Origin of the sequence: Salinicoccus siamensis (assembly GCF_042429615.1) — a bacterium.
Classification (GTDB): domain Bacteria; phylum Bacillota; class Bacilli; order Staphylococcales; family Salinicoccaceae; genus Salinicoccus; species Salinicoccus siamensis.
In genome coordinates this window covers 24401-50370 of record NZ_JBHMAH010000028.1, presented here as the reverse complement: position 1 = coordinate 50370, position 25970 = coordinate 24401, and the positions used below count along the sequence as shown (strand labels likewise).

22 protein-coding genes, 25 tRNA genes and 1 rRNA gene are annotated in these 25970 nt (G+C 45.4%); 45 read left to right on the top strand and 3 right to left on the bottom strand.

What is annotated here, in order from left to right; all coding sequences use genetic code 11:
* Positions 1 to 148 precede the first annotated feature (148 nt).
* The 37 genes from rrf (at position 149) to ACFFLE_RS08220 (ending at position 14478) form a co-directional block, all read left to right on the top strand.
* Positions 149 to 263, top strand: a 5S ribosomal RNA gene (gene rrf, locus ACFFLE_RS08400).
* 32 nt (positions 264 to 295) lie between these two features.
* Positions 296 to 371: transfer RNA gene (locus ACFFLE_RS08395), tRNA-Val, on the top strand.
* A gap of 9 nt (positions 372 to 380) precedes the next feature.
* Positions 381 to 456, top strand: a tRNA-Thr gene (locus ACFFLE_RS08390).
* Between the two features lie 17 nt (positions 457 to 473).
* Positions 474 to 546: transfer RNA gene (locus tag ACFFLE_RS08385), tRNA-Lys, on the top strand.
* 6 nt (positions 547 to 552) lie between these two features.
* Positions 553 to 634, top strand: a tRNA-Leu gene (locus ACFFLE_RS08380).
* Positions 635 to 640: 6 nt separating this feature from the next.
* Positions 641 to 715 (top strand) — tRNA-Gly (locus ACFFLE_RS08375).
* Positions 716 to 726: 11 nt separating this feature from the next.
* A tRNA-Leu gene (locus tag ACFFLE_RS08370) sits at positions 727 to 815 on the top strand.
* 16 nt (positions 816 to 831) lie between these two features.
* Positions 832 to 905, top strand: a tRNA-Arg gene (locus ACFFLE_RS08365).
* Positions 906 to 916: 11 nt separating this feature from the next.
* A tRNA-Pro gene (locus ACFFLE_RS08360) sits at positions 917 to 990 on the top strand.
* An 11-nt stretch (positions 991 to 1001) separates the two neighbouring features.
* Positions 1002 to 1083 (top strand) — tRNA-Leu (locus ACFFLE_RS08355).
* Between the two features lie 16 nt (positions 1084 to 1099).
* Positions 1100 to 1175 (top strand) — tRNA-Ala (locus ACFFLE_RS08350).
* Positions 1176 to 1196: 21 nt separating this feature from the next.
* Positions 1197 to 1270 (top strand) — tRNA-Met (locus ACFFLE_RS08345).
* A 4-nt stretch (positions 1271 to 1274) separates the two neighbouring features.
* Positions 1275 to 1351, top strand: a tRNA-Ile gene (locus ACFFLE_RS08340).
* A 24-nt stretch (positions 1352 to 1375) separates the two neighbouring features.
* Positions 1376 to 1468, top strand: a tRNA-Ser gene (locus ACFFLE_RS08335).
* Positions 1469 to 1486: 18 nt separating this feature from the next.
* A tRNA-Met gene (locus ACFFLE_RS08330) sits at positions 1487 to 1560 on the top strand.
* 10 nt (positions 1561 to 1570) lie between these two features.
* Positions 1571 to 1646: transfer RNA gene (locus ACFFLE_RS08325), tRNA-Asp, on the top strand.
* A 14-nt stretch (positions 1647 to 1660) separates the two neighbouring features.
* Positions 1661 to 1736: transfer RNA gene (locus ACFFLE_RS08320), tRNA-Phe, on the top strand.
* Between the two features lie 16 nt (positions 1737 to 1752).
* Positions 1753 to 1828, top strand: a tRNA-Thr gene (locus tag ACFFLE_RS08315).
* A 14-nt stretch (positions 1829 to 1842) separates the two neighbouring features.
* Positions 1843 to 1923 (top strand) — tRNA-Tyr (locus tag ACFFLE_RS08310).
* Positions 1924 to 1930: 7 nt separating this feature from the next.
* Positions 1931 to 2004: transfer RNA gene (locus tag ACFFLE_RS08305), tRNA-Trp, on the top strand.
* 2 nt (positions 2005 to 2006) lie between these two features.
* A tRNA-His gene (locus tag ACFFLE_RS08300) sits at positions 2007 to 2082 on the top strand.
* Between the two features lie 4 nt (positions 2083 to 2086).
* Positions 2087 to 2158, top strand: a tRNA-Gln gene (locus ACFFLE_RS08295).
* A gap of 6 nt (positions 2159 to 2164) precedes the next feature.
* Positions 2165 to 2238: transfer RNA gene (locus ACFFLE_RS08290), tRNA-Cys, on the top strand.
* A gap of 11 nt (positions 2239 to 2249) precedes the next feature.
* A tRNA-OTHER gene (locus ACFFLE_RS08285) sits at positions 2250 to 2324 on the top strand.
* A gap of 58 nt (positions 2325 to 2382) precedes the next feature.
* Positions 2383 to 2457 (top strand) — tRNA-OTHER (locus ACFFLE_RS08280).
* Positions 2458 to 2472: 15 nt separating this feature from the next.
* Positions 2473 to 2557, top strand: a tRNA-Leu gene (locus ACFFLE_RS08275).
* A 576-nt stretch (positions 2558 to 3133) separates the two neighbouring features.
* Positions 3134 to 3664: a YceI family protein gene (locus ACFFLE_RS08270; RefSeq protein WP_380570655.1), complete on the top strand. Its 531-nt coding sequence runs from the start codon at positions 3134 to 3136 to the stop codon at positions 3662 to 3664.
* 119 nt (positions 3665 to 3783) lie between these two features.
* Complete coding sequence (locus tag ACFFLE_RS08265; RefSeq protein ID WP_380570654.1) at positions 3784 to 4437, top strand: HD domain-containing protein; 654 nt, start codon at positions 3784 to 3786, stop codon at positions 4435 to 4437.
* A gap of 53 nt (positions 4438 to 4490) precedes the next feature.
* Complete coding sequence (gene dsdA / locus ACFFLE_RS08260; RefSeq protein WP_380570653.1) at positions 4491 to 5777, top strand: D-serine ammonia-lyase; 1287 nt, start codon at positions 4491 to 4493, stop codon at positions 5775 to 5777.
* Positions 5778 to 5861: 84 nt separating this feature from the next.
* On the top strand, positions 5862 to 6992 hold the full coding sequence (queG, locus tag ACFFLE_RS08255) for a tRNA epoxyqueuosine(34) reductase QueG (RefSeq protein WP_380570652.1): 1131 nt from the start codon (positions 5862 to 5864) through the stop codon (positions 6990 to 6992).
* A 9-nt stretch (positions 6993 to 7001) separates the two neighbouring features.
* Positions 7002 to 7472: a tRNA (uridine(34)/cytosine(34)/5-carboxymethylaminomethyluridine(34)-2'-O)-methyltransferase TrmL gene (gene trmL, locus ACFFLE_RS08250; protein ID WP_380570651.1), complete on the top strand. Its 471-nt coding sequence runs from the start codon at positions 7002 to 7004 to the stop codon at positions 7470 to 7472.
* A gap of 10 nt (positions 7473 to 7482) precedes the next feature.
* On the top strand, positions 7483 to 8220 hold the full coding sequence (nfsA, locus tag ACFFLE_RS08245) for an oxygen-insensitive NADPH nitroreductase (protein WP_380570650.1): 738 nt from the start codon (positions 7483 to 7485) through the stop codon (positions 8218 to 8220).
* Positions 8221 to 8527: 307 nt separating this feature from the next.
* Positions 8528 to 9121 carry a 6-phosphogluconolactonase gene (locus ACFFLE_RS08240; RefSeq protein ID WP_380570649.1) on the top strand — a complete coding sequence of 198 codons (594 nt, stop codon included), beginning with the start codon at positions 8528 to 8530 and terminating at the stop codon, positions 9119 to 9121.
* A gap of 8 nt (positions 9122 to 9129) precedes the next feature.
* Positions 9130 to 9324, top strand: a complete 195-nt coding sequence (locus ACFFLE_RS08235) for a hypothetical protein (RefSeq protein WP_380570648.1) — start codon at positions 9130 to 9132, stop codon at positions 9322 to 9324.
* Positions 9325 to 9391: 67 nt separating this feature from the next.
* Positions 9392 to 10780, top strand: a complete 1389-nt coding sequence (gene fumC / locus ACFFLE_RS08230) for a class II fumarate hydratase (protein ID WP_380570647.1) — start codon at positions 9392 to 9394, stop codon at positions 10778 to 10780.
* Between the two features lie 13 nt (positions 10781 to 10793).
* Positions 10794 to 12320 carry an exopolyphosphatase gene (gene ppx, locus ACFFLE_RS08225; RefSeq protein WP_380570660.1) on the top strand — a complete coding sequence of 509 codons (1527 nt, stop codon included), beginning with the start codon at positions 10794 to 10796 and terminating at the stop codon, positions 12318 to 12320.
* A 37-nt stretch (positions 12321 to 12357) separates the two neighbouring features.
* A complete protein-coding gene (locus ACFFLE_RS08220) occupies positions 12358 to 14478 on the top strand; it encodes an RNA degradosome polyphosphate kinase (protein ID WP_380570646.1) in 2121 nt (706 codons plus the stop codon).
* A 57-nt stretch (positions 14479 to 14535) separates the two neighbouring features.
* On the opposite strand, the gene ACFFLE_RS08215 is transcribed toward ACFFLE_RS08220, so the two are convergent.
* The 3 genes from ACFFLE_RS08215 to ACFFLE_RS08205 are packed head-to-tail and all read right to left on the bottom strand — an operon-like array spanning position 14536 to position 16293.
* Positions 14536 to 15363 carry an RluA family pseudouridine synthase gene (locus ACFFLE_RS08215; RefSeq protein WP_380570645.1) on the bottom strand — a complete coding sequence of 276 codons (828 nt, stop codon included), beginning with the start codon at positions 15361 to 15363 and terminating at the stop codon, positions 14536 to 14538.
* Positions 15364 to 15870 carry a thioredoxin family protein gene (locus ACFFLE_RS08210; protein WP_380570644.1) on the bottom strand — a complete coding sequence of 169 codons (507 nt, stop codon included), beginning with the start codon at positions 15868 to 15870 and terminating at the stop codon, positions 15364 to 15366.
* A 15-nt stretch (positions 15871 to 15885) separates the two neighbouring features.
* Complete coding sequence (locus tag ACFFLE_RS08205) at positions 15886 to 16293, bottom strand: disulfide oxidoreductase (RefSeq protein ID WP_380570643.1); 408 nt, start codon at positions 16291 to 16293, stop codon at positions 15886 to 15888.
* A 119-nt stretch (positions 16294 to 16412) separates the two neighbouring features.
* On the opposite strand from ACFFLE_RS08205, the gene ACFFLE_RS08200 reads away from it, so the two are divergent.
* The 8 genes from ACFFLE_RS08200 to ACFFLE_RS08165 all read left to right on the top strand — a co-directional run bounded on the left by ACFFLE_RS08200 (position 16413) and on the right by ACFFLE_RS08165 (position 25959).
* Complete coding sequence (locus ACFFLE_RS08200) at positions 16413 to 17519, top strand: GAF domain-containing sensor histidine kinase (RefSeq protein WP_380570642.1); 1107 nt, start codon at positions 16413 to 16415, stop codon at positions 17517 to 17519.
* A gap of 5 nt (positions 17520 to 17524) precedes the next feature.
* On the top strand, positions 17525 to 18154 hold the full coding sequence (locus tag ACFFLE_RS08195) for a response regulator (RefSeq protein WP_380570641.1): 630 nt from the start codon (positions 17525 to 17527) through the stop codon (positions 18152 to 18154).
* A 92-nt stretch (positions 18155 to 18246) separates the two neighbouring features.
* Positions 18247 to 19539: a dicarboxylate/amino acid:cation symporter gene (locus ACFFLE_RS08190; protein WP_380570640.1), complete on the top strand. Its 1293-nt coding sequence runs from the start codon at positions 18247 to 18249 to the stop codon at positions 19537 to 19539.
* A gap of 157 nt (positions 19540 to 19696) precedes the next feature.
* On the top strand, positions 19697 to 20152 hold the full coding sequence (gene xdrA, locus ACFFLE_RS08185; RefSeq protein WP_344702208.1) for an XRE family transcriptional regulator XdrA: 456 nt from the start codon (positions 19697 to 19699) through the stop codon (positions 20150 to 20152).
* A 59-nt stretch (positions 20153 to 20211) separates the two neighbouring features.
* Positions 20212 to 21342 carry a DUF445 domain-containing protein gene (locus ACFFLE_RS08180; protein ID WP_380570639.1) on the top strand — a complete coding sequence of 377 codons (1131 nt, stop codon included), beginning with the start codon at positions 20212 to 20214 and terminating at the stop codon, positions 21340 to 21342.
* 54 nt (positions 21343 to 21396) lie between these two features.
* A complete protein-coding gene (locus tag ACFFLE_RS08175) occupies positions 21397 to 21753 on the top strand; it encodes a YlbF/YmcA family competence regulator (protein WP_380570637.1) in 357 nt (118 codons plus the stop codon).
* Between the two features lie 86 nt (positions 21754 to 21839).
* Positions 21840 to 23024 (top strand): metallophosphoesterase family protein, encoded by a 1185-nt coding sequence (locus ACFFLE_RS08170; protein ID WP_380570636.1) that lies wholly within the window; start codon positions 21840 to 21842, stop codon positions 23022 to 23024.
* 7 nt (positions 23025 to 23031) lie between these two features.
* The gene (locus ACFFLE_RS08165) at positions 23032 to 25959 is read left to right on the top strand and encodes an ATP-binding protein (RefSeq protein ID WP_380570635.1); all 2928 of its coding nucleotides are present in this window, start codon (positions 23032 to 23034) and stop codon (positions 25957 to 25959) included.
* The last annotated feature ends 11 nt before the right edge of the window (positions 25960 to 25970 follow it).

The window sequence follows — 25970 nt, the reverse complement described above, 5'->3', positions numbered from 1 at the left end:
GGCGTGTAAGTGTGGCGACACATTGAGCGGACGAATACTAATCGATCGATGACTTATTCAAATGAAGAAACCGTGTATGGTCTTCTACGCAACGCATTGCTTCTATCCGGTTTTGAATGTCCAAGGGGCATTCAAGCATGCCATATTGTCCGGTGGCAATCGCGGAGAGGTTCCACCTGTTCCCATGCCGAACACAGCAGTTAAGCTCTCCAGCGCCGATGGTAGTTGGACTGACGTCCCGTGAGAGTAGGACGCCGCCGGGCAGTATTTGGAAATGCAGAATGAAATGATTTTAGGAGAATTAGCTCAGCTGGGAGAGCATCTGCCTTACAAGCAGAGGGTCGGCGGTTCGAACCCGTCATTCTCCACCATTTTAATAAGCCGCTCTAGCTCAATTGGCAGAGCAACTGACTTGTAATCAGTAGGTTGGGGGTTCGATTCCTCTGGGCGGCACCATTTTTTGGAAATATCTTGAGCCATTAGCTCAGTTGGTAGAGCATCTGACTTTTAATCAGAGGGTCAGAGGTTCGAATCCTCTATGGCTCATGACTTGCGGGTGTGGCGGAACTGGCAGACGCACTAGATTTAGGATCTAGCGCCTTCGGGCGTGGGGGTTCGACTCCCTTCACCCGCATCATCAGCGGAAGTAGTTCAGTGGTAGAACACCACCTTGCCAAGGTGGGGGTCGCGGGTTCGAATCCCGTCTTCCGCTCCATTGTTTAGTTCGCCGGGGTGGCGGAACTGGCAGACGCACAGGACTTAAAATCCTGCGGTAAGTAATTACCGTACCGGTTCGATTCCGGTCCTCGGCACCAGTATAAATATCATTATGCGCCCGTAGCTCAATTGGATAGAGCGCTTGACTACGGATCAAGAGGTTAGGGGTTCGACTCCTCTCGGGCGCGCTTAATAACCACGGGAAGTAGCTCAGCTTGGTAGAGCACTTGGTTTGGGACCAAGGGGTCGCAGGTTCGAATCCTGTCTTCCCGACTCTTATAAATGCGGGTGTGGCGGAACTGGCAGACGCACTAGAATCAGGGTCTAGCGCCTTCGGGCGTGGGGGTTCGACTCCCTTCACCCGCACTTACACAGATTATATGGGGGCTTAGCTCAGCTGGGAGAGCGCCTGCTTTGCACGCAGGAGGTCAGCGGTTCGATCCCGCTAGTCTCCACCATTTATTCTAATATGCTATTACGGCGGTGTAGCTCAGCTGGCTAGAGCGTACGGTTCATACCCGTGAGGTCGGGGGTTCGATCCCCTCCGCCGCTATATTGGACCTTTAGCTCAGTTGGTCAGAGCAAACGGCTCATAACCGTTGGGTCGCAGGTTCGAGTCCTGCAAGGTCCACCATGTTTTAATTGCATAGTTTCATACGGAGGAATACCCAAGTCTGGCTGAAGGGATCGGTCTTGAAAACCGACAGGGGCTTCATCGCCCGCGGGGGTTCGAATCCCTCTTCCTCCGCCATTTTTATTATTTTATTATCGCGGGATGGAGCAGTTCGGTAGCTCGTCGGGCTCATAACCCGGAGGTCGGTGGTTCAAATCCACCTCCCGCAATTATTTAAGTGGTCCCGTGGTGTAGCGGTTAACATGCCTGCCTGTCACGCAGGAGATCGCGGGTTCAATTCCCGTCGGGACCGCCATTTTAAATTTAAGTGGTTCAGTAGCTCAGTCGGTAGAGCATGTGATTGAAGCTCACAGTGTCGGCGGTTCGATTCCGTCCTGAACCACCATTTGTTATATTGTGGCGCCGCTCTAGCTCAATTGGCAGAGCAACTGACTTGTAATCAGTAGGTTGGGGGTTCGATTCCTCTGGGCGGCACCATTATATTTAAACGTGGAGGGGTAGCGAAGTGGCTAAACGCGGCGGACTGTAAATCCGCTCCTTCGGGTTCGGCAGTTCGAATCTGCCCCCCTCCATGTATTTAGGGGTATAGTTCAATGGTAGAATGAAGGTCTCCAAAACCTTAGATGTGGGTTCAATTCCTACTACCCCTGCCATGGCGGTTGTGGTGAAGTGGTTAACACACCGGATTGTGGTTCCGGCATTCGTGGGTTCGATCCCCATCAGCCGCCCCATTATTGGGCTGTCGCCAAGCGGTAAGGCAACGGTTTTTGGTACCGTCATGCACAGGTTCGAATCCTGTCAGCCCAGCTTTAGGGCACCATAGCCAAGTGGTAAGGCCGAGGACTGCAAATCCTCTATCACCGGTTCAAATCCGGTTGGTGCCTCCATAATTTACTAAGCGGAAGTAGTTCAGTGTTTAGAACATGCTTCTTCCTGAAGCAAGACATAGGTTCAAATCCTATCTTCCGCTCCATTAAGTATTCTGGTTCTGTCTCGAGCAGGATATTGCATCAAAAAATTAATTCATATCTGCGGAAGTAGTTCAGTGCTCAGAACATGCTTCTTCCTGAAGCAAGACATAGGTTCAAATCCTATCTTCCGCTCCATTTAAATAATACTGGGCCACCGTGGCGGAATTGGCAGACGCGCTGGACTCAAAATCCAGTTCCCATTGCGGGAGTGCCGGTTCGATCCCGGCCGGTGGTATAATCGATTAATCAAATAATGTGATTTTAGTACGCGCTGCGAGCGGCCGGGTGAAATATTTCATCGGCCGTTATTTTTATGGTTGAAATCAAAGGAGAAAGTATTATAAATAGCAAGAATGAACCAAAGAACATTGCAACAACAGTAAAAGAGGTATTGGCAAGACGATAAAGCAAGTTGCCAGTCAACAGTAAACGGCTGGAGAAGCCCCCTGCATCCATAAAATCATTTATAAGATCTTCTGTTTAACGGCTTGTTCCGTAAGGCAGGAGGTCTTTTTATATATCATATTATAAAATTTAGATTGATATCATCTTAATAATGAAGCTGTCCAAGGCTCAACAAGTTGTGTCTACACTAATACTTCAAAATCCCGCCAATTCATCAAATCCATACTATAAAGTGTTTGAGATAGGGTAGATAGGGAAGAATCTAGCAACACTAGTATTATAGAAGAGTTGCAACATGATGTTCTTCGTCTTTAGTGTATTTTAGGGTTGCATTTGTATGAAGTAAGAAGTATACTCATATTATCTCGAATTAAAGATAATTTTTACTACTTGGAGGTAATTGACAATGACAGTTTATGTATCTGACCAAACGCATTCAGAAGTTGCATTTCAAGTTAAGCATATGATGGTATCAAAAGTGAGGGGAGGCTTCGAGAACTTCCATTTCGAAATCGAAACTGAAGATCTGGAAACTTTCAAGGATGCGAGTATATATGCTGAAATTCAAACAGAAAGCATCAATACTAAAAATACTTCACGTGATGAACACTTGAGGTCCGAAGATTTCTTCAACGCTGAAAAGAATCCGAAGATCACATTCCAGTCCAAAACTATAAGTAAATCTGGAGATACTTTTTCAGTTACTGGGGATGTTACGCTGAATGGTGTCACAAAAGAGAAGACGATAGAACTTGAGTATAATGGAAAGGCGATGGACCCTTGGGGCAACGAAGTGCACGGTATCCAAAGTGAGTTCATCATCAACCGAGAAGAGTTCGGGCTGACCTGGAATCAGAAATTGGAAACAGGTGGCGTCATGGTAGGTAAGGAAGTAAAAGCGATGGTTGAACTCGAGTTTACGGAAAAGACAGAGTAGTATTATGCTGTAAAAGCCTCTATGAATGCATAGAGGCTTTTATTAATGCTTTTTATAACTAGTAGCTCAAGTGCTATAATTGTGTCATCTGTTTTATGATGTATACATATGGAGGCTCGATGATGGATAACGAGAGGATTATTGAAGAAGCAAAGGCTATGGTGGGTGAATTTCATGAAGATGATATGACGGGACACGATTACTGGCATGTGATCCGCGTCTACAATAATGCATGTATGCTGCAGTCGGAAGAGGGCGGAGACCTTTTTACAATCCAGGTTGCAGCATTGTTCCATGATATGATCGACTACAAAATGACAGATGATGAAGAAAGAGAATCGAAGCGCATAAAGGCTTTTCTGGAAGAGCATGGTGTTGCGCAAGGTACGATTGATAAAATCATCCATGCTATGCAGGCTGTATCTTTCAAGGGAGGAACCAACCCTGTAGAGGTTGAGAGCATTGAAGATGCCATCGTTCAGGATGCAGACCGCCTAGATGCATTGGGCGCAATCGGCATTGCACGTACGATGGTTTTTGGAGGCGGTAAAAACCACAAGCTCCATGATCCAAAATTGCATGCCAGAGAAAATTTGACTTTCGAACAGTACAGTAAAGAAGATAATACTATAATCAACCATTTCTATGAAAAACTGCTAAAATTAAAAGATTTAATGCATACCAGATCAGCCAAGCTGCAAGCTGAAAAAAGGCATCAATTCATGGAAAGATATCTTGAACAATTCTATAATGAATGGGATGGCAAGGTCTGAAGTCGTGTCATAGTTTGAACAGGACGAAGAGTCAAAAGAAGGGAGAGGATGAATTGGAGACCAAGTATACATTAGCAGAGCAATGGCCGCTCATAACAGAAATATCACGTAAAAAAGAAATCTTCTGGGAAAATCCAATCTATGGAAAAATCATGGAAGCCCCTCAAGATTTTGAGCTGACACTAGAAGACATCAGGGAAGCAGATGCACGGCTGCGACGATTTGCACCGTTCATCAAACAAGCCTTTGACGAGACTGTGAAGGATGAAGGAATCAACGAATCCCCACTGCTGCCAGCAGAGCGATTGCAAGCGCATCTAGAAAAAGAGTTTCATAGGATCATCAAGGGATCGTGCTTCATAAAAGCGGATAATGCCCTGACGGTATCCGGTTCTGTTAAAGCACGTGGAGGCATCTATGAAGTATTGAAGTATGCAGAGGAATTGGCGGTAAATGAAGGGTTGATTGGATTGGATGGAGATTACAGCCTCTTCTCTTCTGAGACATTCAAGACATTTTTTTCAGACTACACAATCATCTGTGGTTCGACTGGAAATCTTGGACTGAGCATCGGCATCATCAGTGCGGCACTTGGCTTCAAAGTGACGATCCATATGTCGAGTGATGCAAAACAGTGGAAGAAGGATCTTTTAAGGGAACATGGGGCTGAAGTCGTCGAACATGAGGATGACTACAGCAAAGCTGTGGATGTGGGGCGTCAGGCAGCAATTTCCGATAGGAATAGCTATTTCGTAGACGACGAAAATTCAAAACCACTCTTTACGGGCTATGCAGTGGCTGCACTGCGCCTGCAGAAGCAACTGGATGAGGCGGGCATTACTGTAGATGAAGAGCATCCTTTATATGTATATCTGCCGTGCGGTGTCGGGAGTGCACCAGGCGGCATCAGCTTTGGTCTAAAAAAAGTCTATGGACAACATGTCCATCCGGTGTTCGCTGAGCCTGTAGCGGCCCCTAGCATGCTTTTAGGAGTGATGACGGGACGGCACAATGCATTGTCGGTAAGAGACATCGGATTGGATAATATCACGATAGCAGATGGGCTTGCTGTCGGCAGGCCGTCGAAATTCATCGGCAAGCTTATGGAGAACCAGATCCATTCCTTCTATACCGTTGCAGACGAGCAGTTGTACCGGCTGCTGGCAATGACCTACGATACTGAAGGGGTCAAGGCTGAGCCATCTGCGGCAGCAAGCTTTATGGGCCCTCTCAGAACGGCTGTCGAAGAAGGGGGCGCAACGCATGTTTTGTGGTGTACCGGAGGAAGCATGGTGCCTGAAGAAGTGTGGCAGTCCGATTATCAACAAGGGAAAATATAGATAGTCCAGGGTTGTGGCCAATGTCCGTCTGATAGTATAATGTCAATCGGCATAATAACGTGGTTAAAGAAAGCAGGTGACTAAATGGATCGTGTTGAATTTAAGGAAAAAGTCATTGAGTACGCCCACTCCATCGGCATTGATGATATCGGATTCACTCATACCGAGCCGTTTGTGGAATATAGGGAGAAGTTGATTGATTATCACGAGAAAGGTTTCGAATCAGGGTTTGAAAAAGGGTCCATAGAAGAACGGACGAATCCTGATCGCACATTGCGTTCAGGGCGCAGCATAATCTCCATCGCCGTGGGGTACCCGAACAGACTTCCGAATGCACCCAAAAGTAAAAAAGGGGAGCGGCGTGGTATGTTCGCCCGCGCATCATGGGGGATGGACTACCATACTTTGCTCAATTCGAGGCTTGAAAAGCTCGAAGCCTATATAAAATCCATCGACGCTTCGATTGAATGCAACTCGATGGTCGATACCGGAGTGTTGAGTGATCGCGAAGTGGCACGGCGAAGTGGTCTTGGTTTCATAGGGAAGAACGGCTTCGTCATAAACCCCACACTCGGAACGTATAGTTATCTTGGCGAGATGATCACCAGTTTCCCTTTCCCCCCTGATGAAGAATTGATCGATTCTTGTGGAGACTGCAATATCTGCGTGGATAGATGCCCTACAGGCGCCCTTGTTGGAAATGGGCAGCTGAATTCAAAAAAATGCATTTCTTTCCTGACACAGACAAAAGGCTTCTTGCCTGATGAATACCGCGGTAAGATCGGCAACAGGCTGTATGGCTGCGATACATGTCAACAGGTATGCCCGCGCAATAAAGGCATCAATACGGACCATCATGATGATATTATACTGGAACCTGAAATATTGAAGCCTGAACTTACTGGGCTGCTTGAAATATCAAACAGGGATTTCAAGGAGACATATGGACACCTTGCAGGAACCTGGCGCGGCAAGAAACCCATACAACGCAATGCGATCATAGCACTGGCACATTTCAAGGAAGTGTCGGCTGTAGATGTATTGAAGCGTGTAGCGGAAAATGACCCACGCCCTGTAATCAAGGGGACTGCCTACTGGGCGATAGGCCGCATACTGGAAAATGATGCGCTTGGCTACATCGGAGAAAGATTCAAAATAGAGACGGACGAGACAGTAAAGGAAGAGATGCTAAAAGGCATCCAAGAAAGCGCTTAGGAGGAACATATGGCAAACCATATCGTATTATATCAACCCCAAATCCCGAACAATACGGGCAACATAGGAAGGACTTGTGCAGCAACGGGTTCGACACTGCATCTGATCCATCCACTCGGCTTTTCAACGGACGATAAAATGCTGAAGCGGGCCGGCCTCGACTATTGGCCGCATATTAATGTCATCCACCATGATTCGGCAGAAGCATTTTTTGAAGCGACCGAGGGGAACTATTACCTGCTTACGAAATTTGCGACAAAACCTTATACGGATGTGGACTTTTCGAATGATGACGAGGCCCACTATTTCATTTTCGGTCGGGAGACGACAGGTCTGCCCGATTGGCTCAAAGAGCAGTATGGCGATAATGCCCTGAGAGTCCCGATAACAGATAAGGTGAGATCTTTAAATTTGGCCAATACAGCGGCGATCCTCATATATGAAGCATTGAGGCAACAAGGTTTTCCACATATAAATTAGGAGGAGAAGAATGAATTCAGTTACCGAGCTACTGCAGGCGCACAGATCGATCAGGAAATTTAAGCAAGAGCCCCTGGAGCAGGAGACGATACGGGAGTTGGTGAAATCTGCGCAGGCGGCGAGTACATCCAGCTATGTGCAGGCCTACAGCATCCTGGGTGTCACCGATAAAGACAAGAAAGCGGCTTTAAGGGCGATCAGCACCCAACCATACGTGGAGGATAATGGCCATCTATTTGTATTTCTAGTCGATTATCACCGTCATGTCGAACTGTCAAAAGACAAAGGGACGCCCATTTCACACGATAAGACGGAACAATTTGTTGTAGGTGTCGTCGATGCCGCCCTTGCAGCCCAGAATCTTGCTGTGGCGGCGGAAAGCATGGGACTTGGCATGTGTTATATCGGCTCATTACGAAATGATATGGCGGAGGTCATAGAAATACTTGAACTGCCTGAAGGCGTATTTCCGATTTTCGGCATGGTAGTCGGTTATCCGGATCACGAGGGCAGTCAGAAAGAACGTCTGCCTTTTGAAGCGGTCTACCATGAAAATACCTATACTCCGACGGCAAAGGTGAAGCCGGAGATCGATGCTTATGATGAGAGGATAAGCAGTTATTATGAAGCCCGTACCGGGGGAGAACGTCGAGACAGCTGGAGTGACCAGGTGATCGGCATGCTAGGCAAAAAACAACGGCTTGATGTGGATGCTGTCGTCAAGAGGCAAGGCTTTCTCGGCCAATAAAAAAACAGGTCATGCTGTGCATGACCTGCTTTGAATTTAACTTAGCTTTTCTTCACCGTCATCCTTATATCCATATTTGGATTCACGGCTTGAAGAAAGAATGGCAGTGATAAAGGACATACTGACCATCAATATCAGAAATGCTTTCATAATTAGCGCCTCCTATATTTCCATACATGATAACATTATAAACCATCCAGAAGAAAGAAAAAAGCTGAAAAGGGATAATTTTTGTTAGAATCCCTGCCTACCAGGGTAGAATAATATAGATATTTAAAAAAACGGAGAAAAACCGGGAGGAATTTATATGGCAATGAATTTTAAGATATTCAAGGACAAGACATTGGTAAGCGACTATATTGCAGACATCGTAAGAAAGCAGATCCATAACAACCCGACAAGCGTCCTTGGACTTGAGATGAACGAGGAACTGGACGAAAGCTATGAAAAACTAGTTGAAGAATCCAAAATACATCCAGCAAACTATGCTCAGGTGTATATCGTCACCATCAATAAGGATGGCAATGCAGAAGTATTCAATGACTTGGATATTCCTGAGAATCAACTGAAGATGGAAGGTACTAAAGAGTCGATGAAGGCAGTCCTTGACGATAAGAAGCAGGCAAACCTTACAGTATTATCCATCGGCGCCAATAAAAAGGTAGGCTATAGCGGTTCCGAAGGGAACGATCAGCTGTTCGAATCAAGGGAAATGGTGCTGGTTGCAACAGGAAACGATAAGGCCAAGGCTGTGAGAGATCTATACGATGCGGCAGAGAACGGTCAGGAAGATTTTGCCAAGGTGAAGAAGCACCGCATGGTAACGGTAGTTATGGATTCGGAAGCGGCGTCCCAGCTTGACCGCGATATCGTCGACTACTACACATCAGAGTTTGCATAAGGTGGGATATGATGAAAAGAGATGAAGAAGTGGACTATAGGAAAGATATCGAACCCGAGAGCAATGAGATGACAGAGGATATGGAAGATGTGAAAGCACTGGGAAAAGAAATGGAACAGATCTCCCAAAATGAAGATTATCCGATCGATTCCTCGAACGATGAAACACACGAAGAAGACTTAGATGATGAAAATAGTGGATAACTGATGAATCCTTCTGTAAATTAGTATAAAATATTCTATGAATACTAATTTTCAGGAGGTTTTTTAATTGTCATACAGGATAGAAAAAGATACAATCGGCGAAATTAAAGTTCAAAGTGACAAATATTGGGGTGCACAGACAGAAAGAAGCAAGCAGAATTTCCCGGTAGGAAAAGAAAAAATGCCTATTGAGGTCATTACAGCATTTGCACACCTCAAAAAAGCTGCGGCAGTTTCAAACCATGCACTAGGCAAACTTTCAGAAAATAAAAAAGAAGCGATCATCCACGCATGCGATAAAGTAATCAATCGTGAACTGGATGACCATTTCCCTCTTGTAGTATGGCAGACTGGAAGCGGCACCCAGAGTAACATGAACGTCAATGAAGTCGTCAGCTATGTCGCGAATGAATATCTATCTGAAAAAGGTGTGGACGAGAAAGTCCACCCGAACGATGATGTCAACAAATCCCAAAGCTCCAACGACACATATCCAACGGCAATGCATGTCGCCCTCTACCAATCTGTGGAGGAACAGCTCATACCTGCCCTCGAGGGTCTTAAAAAGACATTCAAGGAAAAAGAAGAGCAATTTGAAGACATAATCAAAATCGGACGTACGCATCTGCAGGATGCCACCCCATTGACATTGGGCCAGGAAATCAGTGGCTGGAGATACATGCTCGAAAAGTGTGAGGCACTGATCGGTGAATCCAAAAATCAAATCAGAAACCTTGCAATCGGTGGTACGGCTGTAGGTACAGGCATCAACGCCCACCCTGAATTCGGCGATCGTGTAGCAAAGGAAATCTCCAAGCAGACCGGTCATGAATTCGTCTCCTCCCCAAATAAATTCCATGCTTTGACGGCGCATGACGAAGTAGTCTATCTCCATGGTGCATTGAAGGCATTGGCGGCAGACCTCATGAAGATAGCAAATGATGTCAGGTGGCTTGCCTCCGGCCCACGCGCTGGAATAGCCGAAATCGAAATCCCTGCGAATGAACCAGGTTCATCAATCATGCCAGGTAAAGTCAATCCGACGCAGTCCGAGATGCTGACGATGGTGGCAGTACAAGTCTTCGGCAATGATTCGGCAGTCGGGTTTGCAGCCTCCCAAGGTAACTTCGAGCTGAACGTATTCAAGCCGGTCATCCTTTATAATACACTGCAGTCCATCTATCTGCTTGCAGACGGCATGCAGACATTCAACGATAATTGTGCTGTCGGAATAGAACCGATCGAAGAGAATATCAATAGATTCCTAAACAATTCCCTTATGCTGGTCACGGCGCTGAACCCACATATCGGGTACGAAAATGCTGCGAAAATCGCCAAAAATGCCCATGAAAAGGGCTTGACCCTCAAAGAGTCTGCAATTGAATCCGGACATCTGACCGAAGCTCAATTCGACGAATGGATCAAGCCAGAAGAGATGACCCAATCCAAAGATTAGGAGACTGTATATGATGAAGAGAATTGGACTTGTGGATATCGGATCTAATACTGTACGCCTTGTATTGTTTGAATATGATGAGGAGACCGGTCTTAAAGAGCTCCAGAACATCAAGACACCTGCCCGGTTGGCGTGGTACCTCGATGAGGACAAAGTCATGGCAGAAGAAGGGATCGATAACCTCATTTCCATCCTGAAGAGTTTCCAGCTGATCAGTGAAAAATACAGCGTCAAGGAAATCCATCCGGTCGCAACGGCGGCCATCAGACAGTCCGTCAACGTGGACGACATACTAGAACGGGTAAAATCAGAAGTCGGTATGGAAATCAAAGTCATCACTGGCAAGGAAGAGGCATTCTACGGCTATCATGCAGTGGTCCATACCATCAGCAACATGGACGGCCTCATCATCGACATCGGTGGGGGGAGTACTGAACTGACATATTTTGAGAATAAGGAACTCATCCATTCGGTCAGTCTCCCATTCGGTGTCGTAACATTGAAAAGTATGTTTTTTGAGGATAAGAAGCACAACGATGAAGAAGCGTTGGAAGAGACGGAAAAGTATGTAAAAAAGCAGCTTAAATCAATCAAGTGGCTCTCAAAGCGTAAAGTACCGATACTTGCGATTGGAGGAAGTGCGCGTAATATAGCACGTATCCACCAATCTTCAACCAATTATCCCATCGCAGGCGTCCACGGCTACTCAATGGACCGGAATGATCTACAGGATGTATATGATCTTCTTGAGAACACAAAGGAAGATGATCTTGATGACATCGATGGGTTGAGTAAGGACCGTAGCGACATCATCCTGCCGAGTACCATCGTCTTCAAATCGCTCTACGATATCTCAAGAGCCCAGGAATTCAAGTTCAGCAGGCAGGGGATACGGGAAGGACTGGCGATGTCTATGATAACCAGGGACTACCCGGCGGCCTTCAATAAATACCATATTTTCAGGGATTCATTGAAGGAACTTGCCAGTGATTTCCAGATTGATTTTGAGGAAGGGAAGAAACGCCAGGAAATCACTGAACGCCTTTATCATGAATTGGAGCGGTATGATTTCATCTCAATCAGCAGACATGAGAAATACCTCATGAAGAATGCAGCATATATTTTCTATCTCGGGTCATTCATCGATCGGGATGCGACAAGTCAGCACACCTACTATCTGATCTCAAACAGCAACATCAACGGCATTGTCCATAGAGACCGGGTGAAGCTGGCTCTGCTTGCAAGCTTCAAGAACAAGACGCTCCTGAAGTTCTTTGCGGATGAATCCGGATGGTTCAATAGCGAGGAAATGAGCACTCTCATGAAGCTCGGCAGCATATTGAAGTTTGCGAATGCCCTGAACATCTCGAACACAAACATTGTAGAGGATCTTTATCTGGATGATGAAGAAGACGAGATGACTCTCACAATCAAATATAAAGGGGATCCGATTGCAGAAGAGTACCAGGCAACGAGACAGAAGAAGCATATCGAAAAGATTATGGATGGGCATCTGGAAATCAAATTCATAGAAGCATGATAACCAGTTTCATCTTAGAGGAAGTAGGAGAATAGTAATGACATATCGATTGAACAATAAAGAATACTATAACAATCGAGAGCTCAGTTGGCTCAGCTTCAACTACCGGGTGATTGAAGAGGCAGAGGATGATACGAACCCGCTACTTGAAAAGCTGAAGTTCCTGGCAATTACAAGTTCAAATCTGGATGAATTCTTCATGGTACGTGTTGCAGGGCTGAAAGACCAGGTAAAGATGGATTATCATGAACCGGACACCAAGACGCAGATGACGCCTGGCGAACAGCTCAAGGGTATCAGTGATATGAATAGACGGAACTGCGATGCCCAGTATGCCACCTTTCATCGTCTGATGAAGGAATTGGAAGGCTATGACATCATCCTGAAGCGTCCGGATGAACTCCCGTATCATCTGCAGGAAGAACTCGGAACGATATTCAGAAATGAAATATTCCCTTCCCTTACTCCTCTCGGAATGGATGCCTATCGCCCCTTCCCTAAATTGATGAATAAGAAAATCAATATTTTCGTCAACCTTTCGAATGAATTGGGTGATCAGACTGCCATCGTCCAACTGCCGACTGTTATCCGCAGGTTTTATGAACTTAAGGAAGGGAACAGAACCTATATTGTCCTGACTGAAGATATCATTGAACAGCACATCAATGAATTGTTCAGGGGTTATAGGATTGAACGGACCTTCCCGTTTAGGATAACGCGCAATGCAGACCTGACCATCCATGAAGAAGGGGCTGCCGATCTCCTGATAGAGATTGAGCGTTTCCTGAAGGAACGGACAAAAGGAGCGGCCGTCAGGCTGGAGATAGACACAAGCAAGGACGATTCCATCAATGGCTCCTTTCTGAAAAATGAATTGAATCTCGAGGAGCAGGATGTATATAGGTTCAACGGTCCGTTGGATTTAACCTTCCTGTTCGACTTGACAGCGAGGTTCAAGGAGCGCCATCCCAATCTTGCATACCCGCCATTCGTGCCGCAGGAACCGAAATTCCTTGCAGGGGAGAACATTTACAAGCGTGCCCTGAAAAAAGATGTCTTCCTACATCATCCTTTTGAAAGCTTCCAGACGATTGTAGATTTCATGCGTGAGGCGGCAGAGAACCCGGATGTCCTTGCGATCAAACAGACACTCTACCGGGTCTCGAGCGATTCTCCGGTGATTGAAGCATTGAAGCATGCGGCTGAAAATGGTAAGCAGGTGACAGTGCTTGTAGAGTTGAAGGCGCGATTCGATGAAAAGAATAATGTCCAGTGGGCAAAAGAACTCGAAGATGCCGGGTGCCACGTCATCTACGGCATGAATTTCCTGAAGACCCACAGTAAAATAACTTTGGTGGTCAAAAGAGTCAGAGGCAGATTGATCCGCTATGTCCACCTTGGCACGGGCAACTATAATGATTCCACTGCAAGGCTCTACACTGATATGGGACTGATCACAACGGACGAGGATATAGGAAATGATGCGATCAACTTCTTCAACTATCTCAGCGGCTACTCCCTAAAGCCCGACTACCAGTCGCTCCATGTCGCTCCATTTGAAATCCGGGATCTATTCGCCGATTATATCGATAAAGAGATCGAACTGCATCGGACATACGGTAAAGGCTATATATTCGCCAAAATGAACTCGCTTACAGATAAGAAGATCATCAACAAGCTTCTTCAGGCTTCCCAAGAGGGTGTGAAAGTAGATCTGGTGGTGCGGGGCATTTGTTGCCTCAAACCAGGAATAGAAGATGTCAGCGACAATATCAGAGTGGTGAGCATCGTCGGCAGGTTCCTTGAGCATTCAAGAATCTACTACTTCAACCATAATGGAGAGGGTAAGATGTTTTTATCATCTGCCGATATGATGACTCGGAATATGATCAAGCGTGTGGAAATATTGTTCCCAGTCAAAGATCCAGCGATCATCGAAGAGATCAAAGCGATTGCCAGGCTGTATCTGATGGATAACATCAAAGCCCGCAGCCAACGCCCTGATGGCACTTATGTGTATGTTGAAAACGAACATCCTCCCATCAGTGCCCAAGTGGAATTGATGCGCCGCGCTGAAAGAAGTGGTCGCGAACAGATCATCCAACATGAAAATCAGCTGTTGCTCAAAGTAAAGGACCGCTTCAGAAGGCGGAAATGAAATGGAACAGGCAAAAAAGACCTTCACCCCAAGAAATTACGGGGTGAAGGTCTTTTTCTACAATGTCTTTCTATCGAGTTCCACGCGCACGGTTTTTTGAAGCAGGGGGTGGGTGAATTCGATTCTGTAGCTGAAGAGCTGCAGGTCTCTAAGTGTCGCGTTACCGTACAGGGGATCACCGATGACTGGGGAACCGATATGTGCCAGATGTACTCTAATCTGATGGGTGCGGCCCGTCTCCAATTCAATTTCAAGTTCGCAATAATCCGGTGTAACATGGGACTTGGTGATATGGGTCACCGCTTCTTTCCCTTTATCAGTAACATGGTATTTATTGCGCTCTTTCGGATTTTTGGCTATCGGGGCACTGATGGTCTGTTTTTCGATCAACCTTTTTGTATCAATGCGTGCAATATAAGTCCTTTTGATTTCACGTTCACTCAACATATGGTCAAGCATCTTCTTGACTAAAGGGTGCTTGGCGACAAGGAGTACGCCCTTGGTTTCCTGGTCAAGCCGATGGACCGGTTCGAGATAGTCGGCATCCAGAGTATAGATGGCATGGTTCATCAGTGTATTGGTCTCAGACATCTCATTCGGATGTGTCTTGACGCCGCGAGGCTTGAATAGTACAGCAAGATAACGATCTTCATATAGAACATCACATGTCCGATAGCTTGGCTTGTACTGGCTTTTGGAACCGTCATCTGGAAGGACGACTACATCTTTTGAATGGATCGGTGAATTGAGCCGGGCTGGTTCGCCGTTCAGTGTGACATCCTTCGACATGCGCAGCAGATGAAGTTCTTTTTTAGGTACGTGAAGGGTCTTCAGCATTTCTTCAAGTGTAGATCCGTCAAAATTCTCATGTATTGTGAATTTCATCTATTTGTCCCCTGTCATTTCTTCGATGAATGATTTATAGTCATCAGAGTTTCCAGGATTACCATAGAGGCGATCGACTTCCTTACCATCTTCAAAGTAGATGAGGGTCGGTGTGCCTTCAATTTCAAATTCCGACCAGGCTGCGTCATATTCCAAGACATTCAGTTGCGTGACTTCTGCATCCGTCTGTTCAAATGCATCAGTCAAAAATGGAGTGGCAGCGATACAGTGTACACATGTAGGGCTCCACAGATAGACGAATGCGTGGTCCTTTTCTTCTATAATCTTCTTTGTTTCATCGAAAGTCTTATTAAAGTGATAATTTTCATCATCCAACTTGTCGATGGTCGCGCCTTCAAGCTCCTCTGGTTCCAGATCCGTATAGGGATAGTAGCCGGAATCGCTGATTTTATCGGGATCATTTGAAGCACTGTTCATAAAAATGAAGATGCCGGCAAACGCCACGATGATAAGTGCTATAATACCGTAGAATATTTTATTTCCCATGGTTCGGTCTCCTTCTTATTTTCTTTTTGGAATAAATGATAGTATAAAGATGAGCGCAAATGCAATAAGCGACAAGAATGGAATTGTAATGAAGCCCAGCCAGTCGATATACTGGACGGTACAGGAAACCCCGGTACAGGCTGTAAATCCGTCACCGAGAAAACTGATCTTCTGCAGGGCGTAATGGTAAGATGCCATAAGGAGGCCAAGCAGACTCATGAACCGGATATAGTACACGGCGCCATGGTCATTGCGGATGACTGAAATGATGGAGATCAGTACTAGCGGATACATGAGTATGCGCTGATACCAGCAGAACTCACATGGTTCATATTGTCTGATTTCGCTGAAATAAAGTGAACCGAGCGTTGCGATTAATGAGATGAGGAAGATGGATTGCATATAAAGCTTGTTTTTCGACATGGCTGCCCTCCAATAGATGAGTGATTCGAATCCATACTGTATCATTATAAGTGAAAACAGCTGCTGGATGTGGAAGTTAAGGTTACAAAGCTGTTAATTTTTTAGGTGGGGTGATTCTTATGAAAAGTAAACTTCAATTGTTGAAAGACATCGCGGAGTTCCTGAACGAAGAAACAGATAGGCCAGCAATGGTCGAAGGGGCATTGAAGATGCTGATCGATCACTCGGAATTTGATACGGGATGGATATTCTTCATAAATGAAGCGGGCCAACATGAACTCACAACGCATTACCGTCTCCCGTCCGCCCTTAAAAATAATGACCATCATTATTTATGTGAAGGAAAATGTTGGTGTGTCAATAAATATAACAGGAAGGAACTTAAGACGGCAACGAATATTTTTGTATGTTCAAGGCTGGAGCAAGCCCGCAATGAGTACCCCAATGAGAATAACGGCATCACCCATCATGCCACTGTTCCACTCATTTCTGGAGACGAATCCTTCGGTCTGTTGAACGTGGCAAGTCCTTATCGCGAAAAGTTCGCCAAGGACGAGCTTGACCTTCTGGAGTCGGTGGCGTTTCAGATAGGTTCCACTTTAAAGCGTATAGAACTGACGACGCGTGAGCAGGAGAATATGCTCATAAAAGAGCGGCAACGTCTCGCCAGGGATCTGCATGATTCCGTCAATCAGATGTTGTTTTCGATAGGCATCACTTCGCACGCTGCAAAATCATTGAATGATGCGGACAAGGCGAATGTGGCTTTTGATTCAATAGAGCGGACTTCGAAACATGCGATGAAGGAAATGAAAGCCTTAATCTGGCAACTGAAGCCGATAGGGCTCGAGAACGGCATCATCGATGCTGTCGAAAAGTACGCAGGGCTGCTTGGCCTTGAAGTTGAGATTGGTATGGAGGGCTTCTATGATGTGCCGGACCATGTGGAAGTCGCCCTATATAGAGTCATCCAGGAAAGTTTGAATAATATACGCAAGCATTCGGGTGCTGAACATGCGATAATCAGGATGGCGGCGAAAGGTGATATCTTCTCCGTAATCATCGAAGACCAAGGCAGTGGGTTTGAATTTGAAGAAAATCATCGGTCGAGCTATGGCCTGTCGAACATGACTGAACGGATCCATAAGCTCAATGGAAATATAAATATCGATACCGGTAAGGGGAGGGGGACCCGCATCATGGTCACCATCCCCATGAAGGAGTGAAGCATATGTACAATATCATATTGGTCGATGACCATCATATAGTAAGGGAAGGCATGAAGTTCCTGCTGTCGACTACAGAAGATATTCGGGTGGTCGAAGATTTTGGTACAGGCAGGGAACTGCTTGAATATCTGAAAAGCGCCAAAGATATAGATTTGATCCTTTTGGATCTTGTCATGCCCGAGATGGATGGTATAGAAGTCACACGTGCAATCAAGGCATATCATCCTGAAATTAAAGTGCTGGTGCTCTCCAGCTATACTACCGAAGAGTATGTGAGGCCTGTCTTTTCAGCACATGCTGATGGATATATCATAAAGGAAATGGAAGCAGAGGAACTCATTGCCTCGATCAAAAGTGTAATCCAAGGGGAGAAGGTCATCCATCCGGATATACTTAAAGTAATAGATAGGGAAGGGCATATGCCCCATGAAAAAAATGCGTTGTCTGCACGTGAAATTGAAGTGTTGAAAGAGATTGTCAGGGGCAAATCAAATCGCGAGATTGGCGAAGCGTTGTACGTCAGCGAAAAGACGGTCAAGACGCATGTCAGCCATATCCTTAACAAGCTTGAAGTCTCAGATCGTACACAGGCTGTAATATATGCCATCAAGTACAATATAATCAAACTGTAGGGTATTTTGGAAATCGTTTTCAATTATTGTTTACAAATGTTTACACCGGACAGTATAATTGATAAAGAGATTTCAAATTTGGGGGGCATAATATGAAAGTAGGAAATAAACTTACTATACAGATTGTAGTTGCATTGATACTTGGCATCATCATCGGCTCGATACTGAGCCCGATGTATGACAGCCAACAATGGGTGCAATGGATCGACCAGTACATATTCAATATCCTCGGTCAGCTTTTCCTTAATATGATCTTCATGATGGTCGTGCCGATAGTCTTCATTTCCATCGTGCTTGGCGTCGTAAGTGTAGGCGACCCTAAACTACTCGGAGGTTATGGTCTTAAGACACTGCTGTTCTATCTGGCGACAACTGCCATTGCAATCACCATCGCAATGGTCGTTGCGAACATACTGGACCCGGGCGAAGGACAGTCAGCGCTACTGGGTTCTGACGAAGTCGCTGAGTATCGCGAGACTGAGCTCGAAGGGGGAAGCACGGGGGAAGCACTGCAGCAAGGATTTGACCAGACTGTCATCAATCTGATTCCAACAAACGTCGTGGAGGCGATGGGAACACAAAACATGCTCCAGATCATCGCATTTGCGATTTTCATTGGAATTGCGATGATTGCGAAAAAGGATAAGGCGGCGGGACTCATCAGGTTGTTTGAAGAAGCAAATGAAGTAGTGATGTGGATTGTACTCGCTATCATGAAATATTTTGCAGCCATTGGTGCGTTCGGGCTGGTTGCAACGGCTTTTGTCCAGGCAGGATTCGGAGCGATACAGCAACTCGGCATGTATTTCGTCTGTGTGCTTTTGGCTCTCTTCATCCATATGATCCTGGTTTACGGTGCTGCAGTGAAATTTTTGGCGAAGAAAAGTTTCATCTGGTTCATTAAAGGGTTTGCTCCCGCAATGGGTGTGGCGTTCAGTACATCTTCGTCCAGCGCAGTGCTGCCGATTTCACTGAAGTCCGCCCAGGAGAACCTTGGTGTGCGTAAGAGCATATCCAGCTTCGTACAGCCGCTCGGGGCCACGATCAATATGGACGGGACGGCGATCATGCAAGGTGTCGCAACGGTATTCATCGCCCAGCTTTCAGGGATCGACCTGACAATCATGCAGATGGTTACAGTCGTCTTGATTGCGACGGTGGCGAGCATTGGTACAGCAGGGGTGCCGGGCGTCGGACTCGTCATGTTGGCAATGGTGCTGACTGCAATCGGACTCGATCCTGCAGCGATTGGCATCATCATCGGTATAGACCGGTTGCTTGATATGACGCGGACAATGGTCAATGTTACAGGTGACGCTGCCATATCCCTCATCATCAACGAACAGGAAAACCGTAAAGAAGGGGCAGCTCGACAGGAAACATGATGGTTAGTGACAATTAAATGACGGGCATATATTGAACTTTTGGTGAAATTCAATATATGCCCTTTTAATTTACATCAAAATATACTATTATATTAAAAGTGTATTATTATAGTAAGTGGTTTTTATAATAACCGAAATGAGTGAAAGGAAGAAAAGAATGGATAAACAGACTTTTACGGAGTTACTCCAGTCCAAGTTCAAAATGGTAAGGACCGAAGCGGGCTATACTCAGGACTCCATGAGTCAGACGATCGGCCTATCCAAAAAGACGCTTGTACAGATAGAAAAAGAACGAATCCTTCCTAACTGGACGACATGCATTTCGCTTTGTGCCCTGTTTAGGGACAGTGATGTCCTAACCAACAGTTTCGGCGGTGACCCTCTGGAGTTGGCACAGCTGATCTCAAGAGGCCATTGTGTCTACCCGAACTATGAAGGGGAAGCGGTCTATTGGGATGACCTGGAAAGAAAGAACGGCTATCGCCTGCAATATAATAAAAGTAATAAAATCTATCGGGTACTGAGCCCGATGAACCGCCCGCTCCATGCATCATATATCGAAAGGGAGATCAGAACGTACTTCAACAGACAATCTGATCTGCAACCTGTCTAAGGCACCTCAGGGTGCCTTTTCTCATTTATACATGACGGTAACAGGAAGGGGTGTTTTTCATGAATGATGGGATCCAGATCATCCTGATGATGGTCATCGGGGCTCTGATAGGCGGATTGACCAATATGCTTGCGATAAGGATGCTGTTCAGGCCCTATGAACCTAAATACATCTTCGGTAGGCAGCTGCCATTCACACCAGGGGTAATCCCGCGCCGCAGGGAAGAAGCATCACTCAAGATGGGTGAGATCATTACCCAACATCTGCTGACGCCGGATGCTTTCATCAGCAAAATCGACAGCGATGAGACGAGACGCTTCATCATGCTGTTCATAGATCGGCAGATAGAAACGATGGAATCGGAGAATTTAAGCCTTCGCTATTTCATGGAACGGATCCATGAAGGCTTGTCAGAGAAAGTGATGAGGAGCTTCAACGATGCCCTTGATGAAAAAGTGGCTGAAGAAGGCAGTAAGTTATATGGCCGGAGCATCGAGTCGTTGATTCCTAAAGATGCGCTCGCCACACTCGATTTAAAGGTGGATGGGCTCCAACCCCAATTGACAAGCAAAATTTCAGCCTACATCAATTCACAGAAAGGGTATGACGATCTGTATACGATGGCTGACGAGTTCGTCCAGAACAGAGGGAGGCTCGCACGCTCCCTGAAATATATAATGACGACGGACTCCATCGTGCGCAATATCCAAAAGGAATTGAACAAGCTGATACATGACCCCAAATTGACCGATATAGAGCTGAGGATCATCAATGAAGAATATGAACGCCTTAAAAAGACCCGATTGGATGAAATCGTCACAGAAGGTGATCGGGATGCTCTGATTGACAGTATTGGGGAGACCTTGAAAAGACGGATTGATATAGACGGCATACTGGATTATCCGATTAAGGACTTCAATCCCGAGATGTTCAACACCTTCAAGGAAACCGGCAAATACAAATTGGGTAGCAACATCATTGAATATCTGAAAGCGAATACCGGAAGGATTGTCGAGAAGCTCCATTTGGCCCACGTCATAAAAAATCAGATTGATAGCTTTGAATTGAGTCATATCGAAAAGCTTGTCATGGAAATATCTGATAAAGAGTTCCGTATGATAACATTGCTTGGCTTTTTCCTCGGTGGCATGATCGGAATCATACAAGGGCTGATTGTTGTATTTTTATAAGTGCCGATTTTATGTTACAGTATAGTTATCTTTATTAAAGGGAGTTTTTTATCAATGGCAGTCAACGTATACGATCAGGCAAATGCATTGGAAGGTGCATTGCGCAAATCAGATGAATTCAAGACTATGAAAGAGTACTATGAAAAGGTAAATGCTAATCCAGAGTCGAAGACACTCTTCGATGAGTTCAGGGAAGTACAGATGAACCTGCAGCAAAAACAGATGCAAGGTGAGGAAATCCAGGAAGAAGATGTCCAAAAAGCACAGAAATCCGCTGAAGATATCGAGAAGGACGAAAACATCAAAGCCCTTATGGAAGCAGAACAGAAGATGAGTGAACTCATCCAAGATCTGAACCGTGTCATCATGAAGCCGATTGAAGAACTATACGGTGTAAATAACGAAAACTAATTACTAAGAGGTCTGTTGAGGGCCTCTTTTCTTTTGGTTTTTGGTATACTGTAGATATAATGAGCAGAAAAGTCAGGTGAGGAATATTGGTTAAATTTATACATTGTGCAGACCTGCATCTGGACAGTCCATTCAAGTCCCGATCGAAAATGATTCCAGGAATCTTTGACGTGCTTACAGAGAGTACTTATATCAGTGTCAAAAGGATGATCGACTACGCGATTCAGGAGAAAGTCGACTTCCTTGTCATCGCAGGCGACATGTTCGATGCAGCGAACCGTACACTGAAATCCGAGGTATTCATGAGACGCCAATTTGAACGTTTGAAAGAATCCGGAATATTCGTCTATATCATCCACGGCAACCATGACCCTTTGACAGATGGCTTCAAAACGGAATGGCCAGACAATGTTACGGTATTCGGTGAAAATGTAGAAACATATGAGATGGTGAGCTCACACGGAGACCGTATCTTCCTCCACGGTTTCAGTTATTTCCTGGATGATACATATGAAAACAGGCTGGAGGAATACCCAGTCAATACAATGAACGAAGGCATACATATCGGTTTGCTGCATGGCACCTATTCCCACAGCCAATCCAGCCAAAAACGATACACGGAATTCAATCTACAGATGTTGAATGAAAAGCTGTATCATTATTGGGCGCTTGGCCATATCCATCAGCGTGAAGAATTGAGTGATCTGCCACCTGTGCATTACTCGGGCAACATACAAGGCCGCCATAAGAACGAGTATGGCGAAAAAGGCTTCCTTGTGGTGGAGGGGGATGATGTATATCTTTCGACACGCTTCATTCCTGTACAGGAAATCATTTTTGCCGAGTATGAACTCGAAGTGGCAAAACTCAGCAAACAGTCCCTGTACCAGGCAATTGCAGAGTTCAAAAATCGCTTAAGGGATAAGGGAAAACATATCATCCAGCTGACCATCACCTATGACGGAGATGAGGAATTGACGGGCGCCGATCTGACCGAAGTAATCGAATTGCTGAAGGAAGACGAGAGGGATCTAAAGGAATTCGTCTGGATTGATGACCTTAAGGTGAGGTATCTGCACCAAGACAACATCGCATTGATCAACGACATTAAAGCAAGTCATTCTTCCGATGAAGAACTGTTCAAAGAAGCGGTCAACGCGCTCTACATGGATCCGAGGGTGAACAGGTATCTGGATCCTGTCCAGGATATCGATCCGGAAGCGCTGCTTGAAGAGGGCGAAGAACGGCTTAGAATGCTGATGAGGAAGTAGTGAATATATGAAAATTATTGGACTCGATATATATGGCTATGGAAAAATAACAGAAACAAAATTTGATACCAATAAGCACTTTGTTCAACTCTTTGGCGAGAACGAAGCCGGCAAGTCAACGATGCAGTCGTTCATCCATTCCATCCTATTCGGCTTCCCGACCCGTAAGGAACAGGAGCCGAGAAGAGAACCGCGCATGCACAATCTCTATGGCGGAAAGATCACAGTCGAATTTCCTGATGAGCCGGGTGCTGTAGAGATTGAACGCATAAAAGGAAAGGTCCAGGGTGACGTGAAAGTTTATTTTGAAGACGGGACTGTGCGCGGTGAGGAATGGCTCATCAAAAAATTGAATTTCATCGATAAAAGGACATACCGTTCAATCTTTTCCTTCGATGTGCTCGGACTGCAGGACATCCACAAGAATATGACTGAAGACAAGCTACAGGAATACCTGCTTCGTGCAGGCGCACTCGGCTCCCATGAATATGATGAGATGCTTAGTGCAATCGATGCCGAACTTGGCACAATCTATAAGAAAAATGGTTCAAAGCCGGAATTGAATAAGGAAATTGCTGAGATGTCCGAACTCAATGATAAAATCCGGGCACTTGAGCAGGTGGAGGAGCGGTACGATACCCTAACCAAAGAAAGAGTGAAGAGTGAAGAGGCATTGAACTTCACCAAAGATGGTCTGAATCAGCTAGAGTCGATAAGAAAGCAGAAAATGAAAGAAGTCGTCTACCATAAAGACATCAAGGAATGGAAAAATCTCGAGAGTCAAGTGAACATTGAACCGATCAATTTCCCAGAGAAGGGGATCGAGCGATACGAGAAGATGAAGCATCAACTCCAACAGGCTGAGCAGGACATTGCCTTGCGTACAGAAAAACTAAAAGCGTTGGAAGCAGAGTTGGCAGCGATCAATAAGCCTGAAGGTGAAACAATCACCCATCTGGAAGGCATATTGAAGAAAGAGCCTGAAATCAAACAGAAGCGAATGGAGCACAAGCGCCTCGCTTCAGAAATAGCAAGCAACGAGGAAGCCATCGGCCTGCTTATGAGGGATATAGGCTGGAGTGAGGAACATCATGAGGTGGATGATTCCAACATCGTGAAGGACTCTGTCCAGTCGCTCCTTTCAAAATTGGATGAAGTGGCTCTGGAGGAACAGTTTCTGGTGCGTGAATTCGATCAGGTAAAGTCCGACGTCAGCCACTACGATAAGGAATTGGCACAGTTGGAAGCGGAACAGATCAGTGAAACGCGCATCAGAAAAAAGCAGGAACTGGTGGATAAGGAATTTGAACTGAAGGAAAAAGAAAAGATGTTCAGTCTGATCGAAAAAGACTATGAACGGGAAAAACGTAAACGCAATAGATCGAGCAGGATGCAGCAGATGCTCATCATTGGGGTCGGTATCATTGCCTTGTTGGTTGGCATCTTTTATCTTGCCGGCTCAGAATGGGTGATAGGGAGTGCATCGGCCGTGGCCGGCGCACTGATATTGCTGCTCCTTACCTTGAATAGGGAAAAACCGGATGAATCGCTGAAGGAAGATTATCAAAAAGAAGTCGCGGAACTTCAGGAAGCGATTGAAACCATCAACAGGAACCACGATATGGAATTTGAGCTCAGTACGGCAAGAGAACTCAAAATGGATCTTAAAGAGCTTAAGGCGAAGCGCATCTCGACCCATGTCCGTCTTGAAGAACTGAAAGAAACTTTATCGAACAAAGAAGCACTGCATGATTCATTGAACACTGATTTGTCGAAGATGAAAGCAGATCTGAAGATAGATATGGACATGGAAAATAAATCAATGCCTGATGCCATCCACACGATCAGGGGGATAAAACAAAAGAGGAACCAGATCAACAGGTATCAAGTCGAGATGGATAATCTCACGCGAGAACTTCAGGAATTCAAAAGCAGCGTCAAGGAGGATCTGATGCATTACGGAATCCACTATGACGACGCGAGTGTATTCCATGATGTAAAGAATGCGGTATCCGGTATGTATAAGGATGAAGCTGACTATACTCGATTGAATGAGCAGATCACCCTTTTGCAGAATGAGAATAAGGTACTTCAGGATAGCGTAAAAGAAGCACAGCATGAGATCAACTCTTTACTTGACCAGGTTTTGGCAGAAGATGAAGAGACTTATTATTACTATGCGAGAAAAGACGACGAACATAGACGGAATGTCCGCCGTTATAATGAATTGGATGAGAAGTTGGGTGAAGAGCATTTCGATTATGATGCACGGAATGCCCTGGCCGATATCCTGATGTCTGAGCTGCGTGAGGAAGAAGAAGACATCGCCGAACAGATCGAAGCACTCAATGATAAGGTTCATGTGGAACAAAAGACACTAGCTGAACTGAACTCGGAAATCGCGATGATGGAGAGCGACGGCAAGTTAAGTGAACTTCATCACCTATATGAGATGAAAAAATCATATATCCAGAATATATCGAGAGACTACATGTCATTGAACTACATCCGCATTCTGATTGAAGCGCACATCCGAAAGATTAAAGATGAACGTCTGCCTGTCGTCATCGAAGAGGCACGGACTATTTTCCAGAAGATAACAAATGGACGTTATATCAACATCATCTATGATGATGACGGAGTGAAGGTCAAGCATGATAACGGTCAGCTCTTCCATCCACTTGAACTGTCACAGTCTACAAAAGAAATGCTCTATATCAGTTTGAGGTTGAGTCTGATCAAGGCGTTGAAAGGGTATTATAGGTTGCCTCTCATCATCGATGATGCCTTTGTGCATTTTGACAAGGAGAGGAAAAAGATCATCATGGATTATTTGAGGAATGAAGTGCAAGATCAGGTGCTGTACTTTACATGTAACCTCGATAACTCAATTCCTGCGTCCCAAACCATTAAACTTAAAGAGAAAGTCAAATGAGGTGAGTGCAC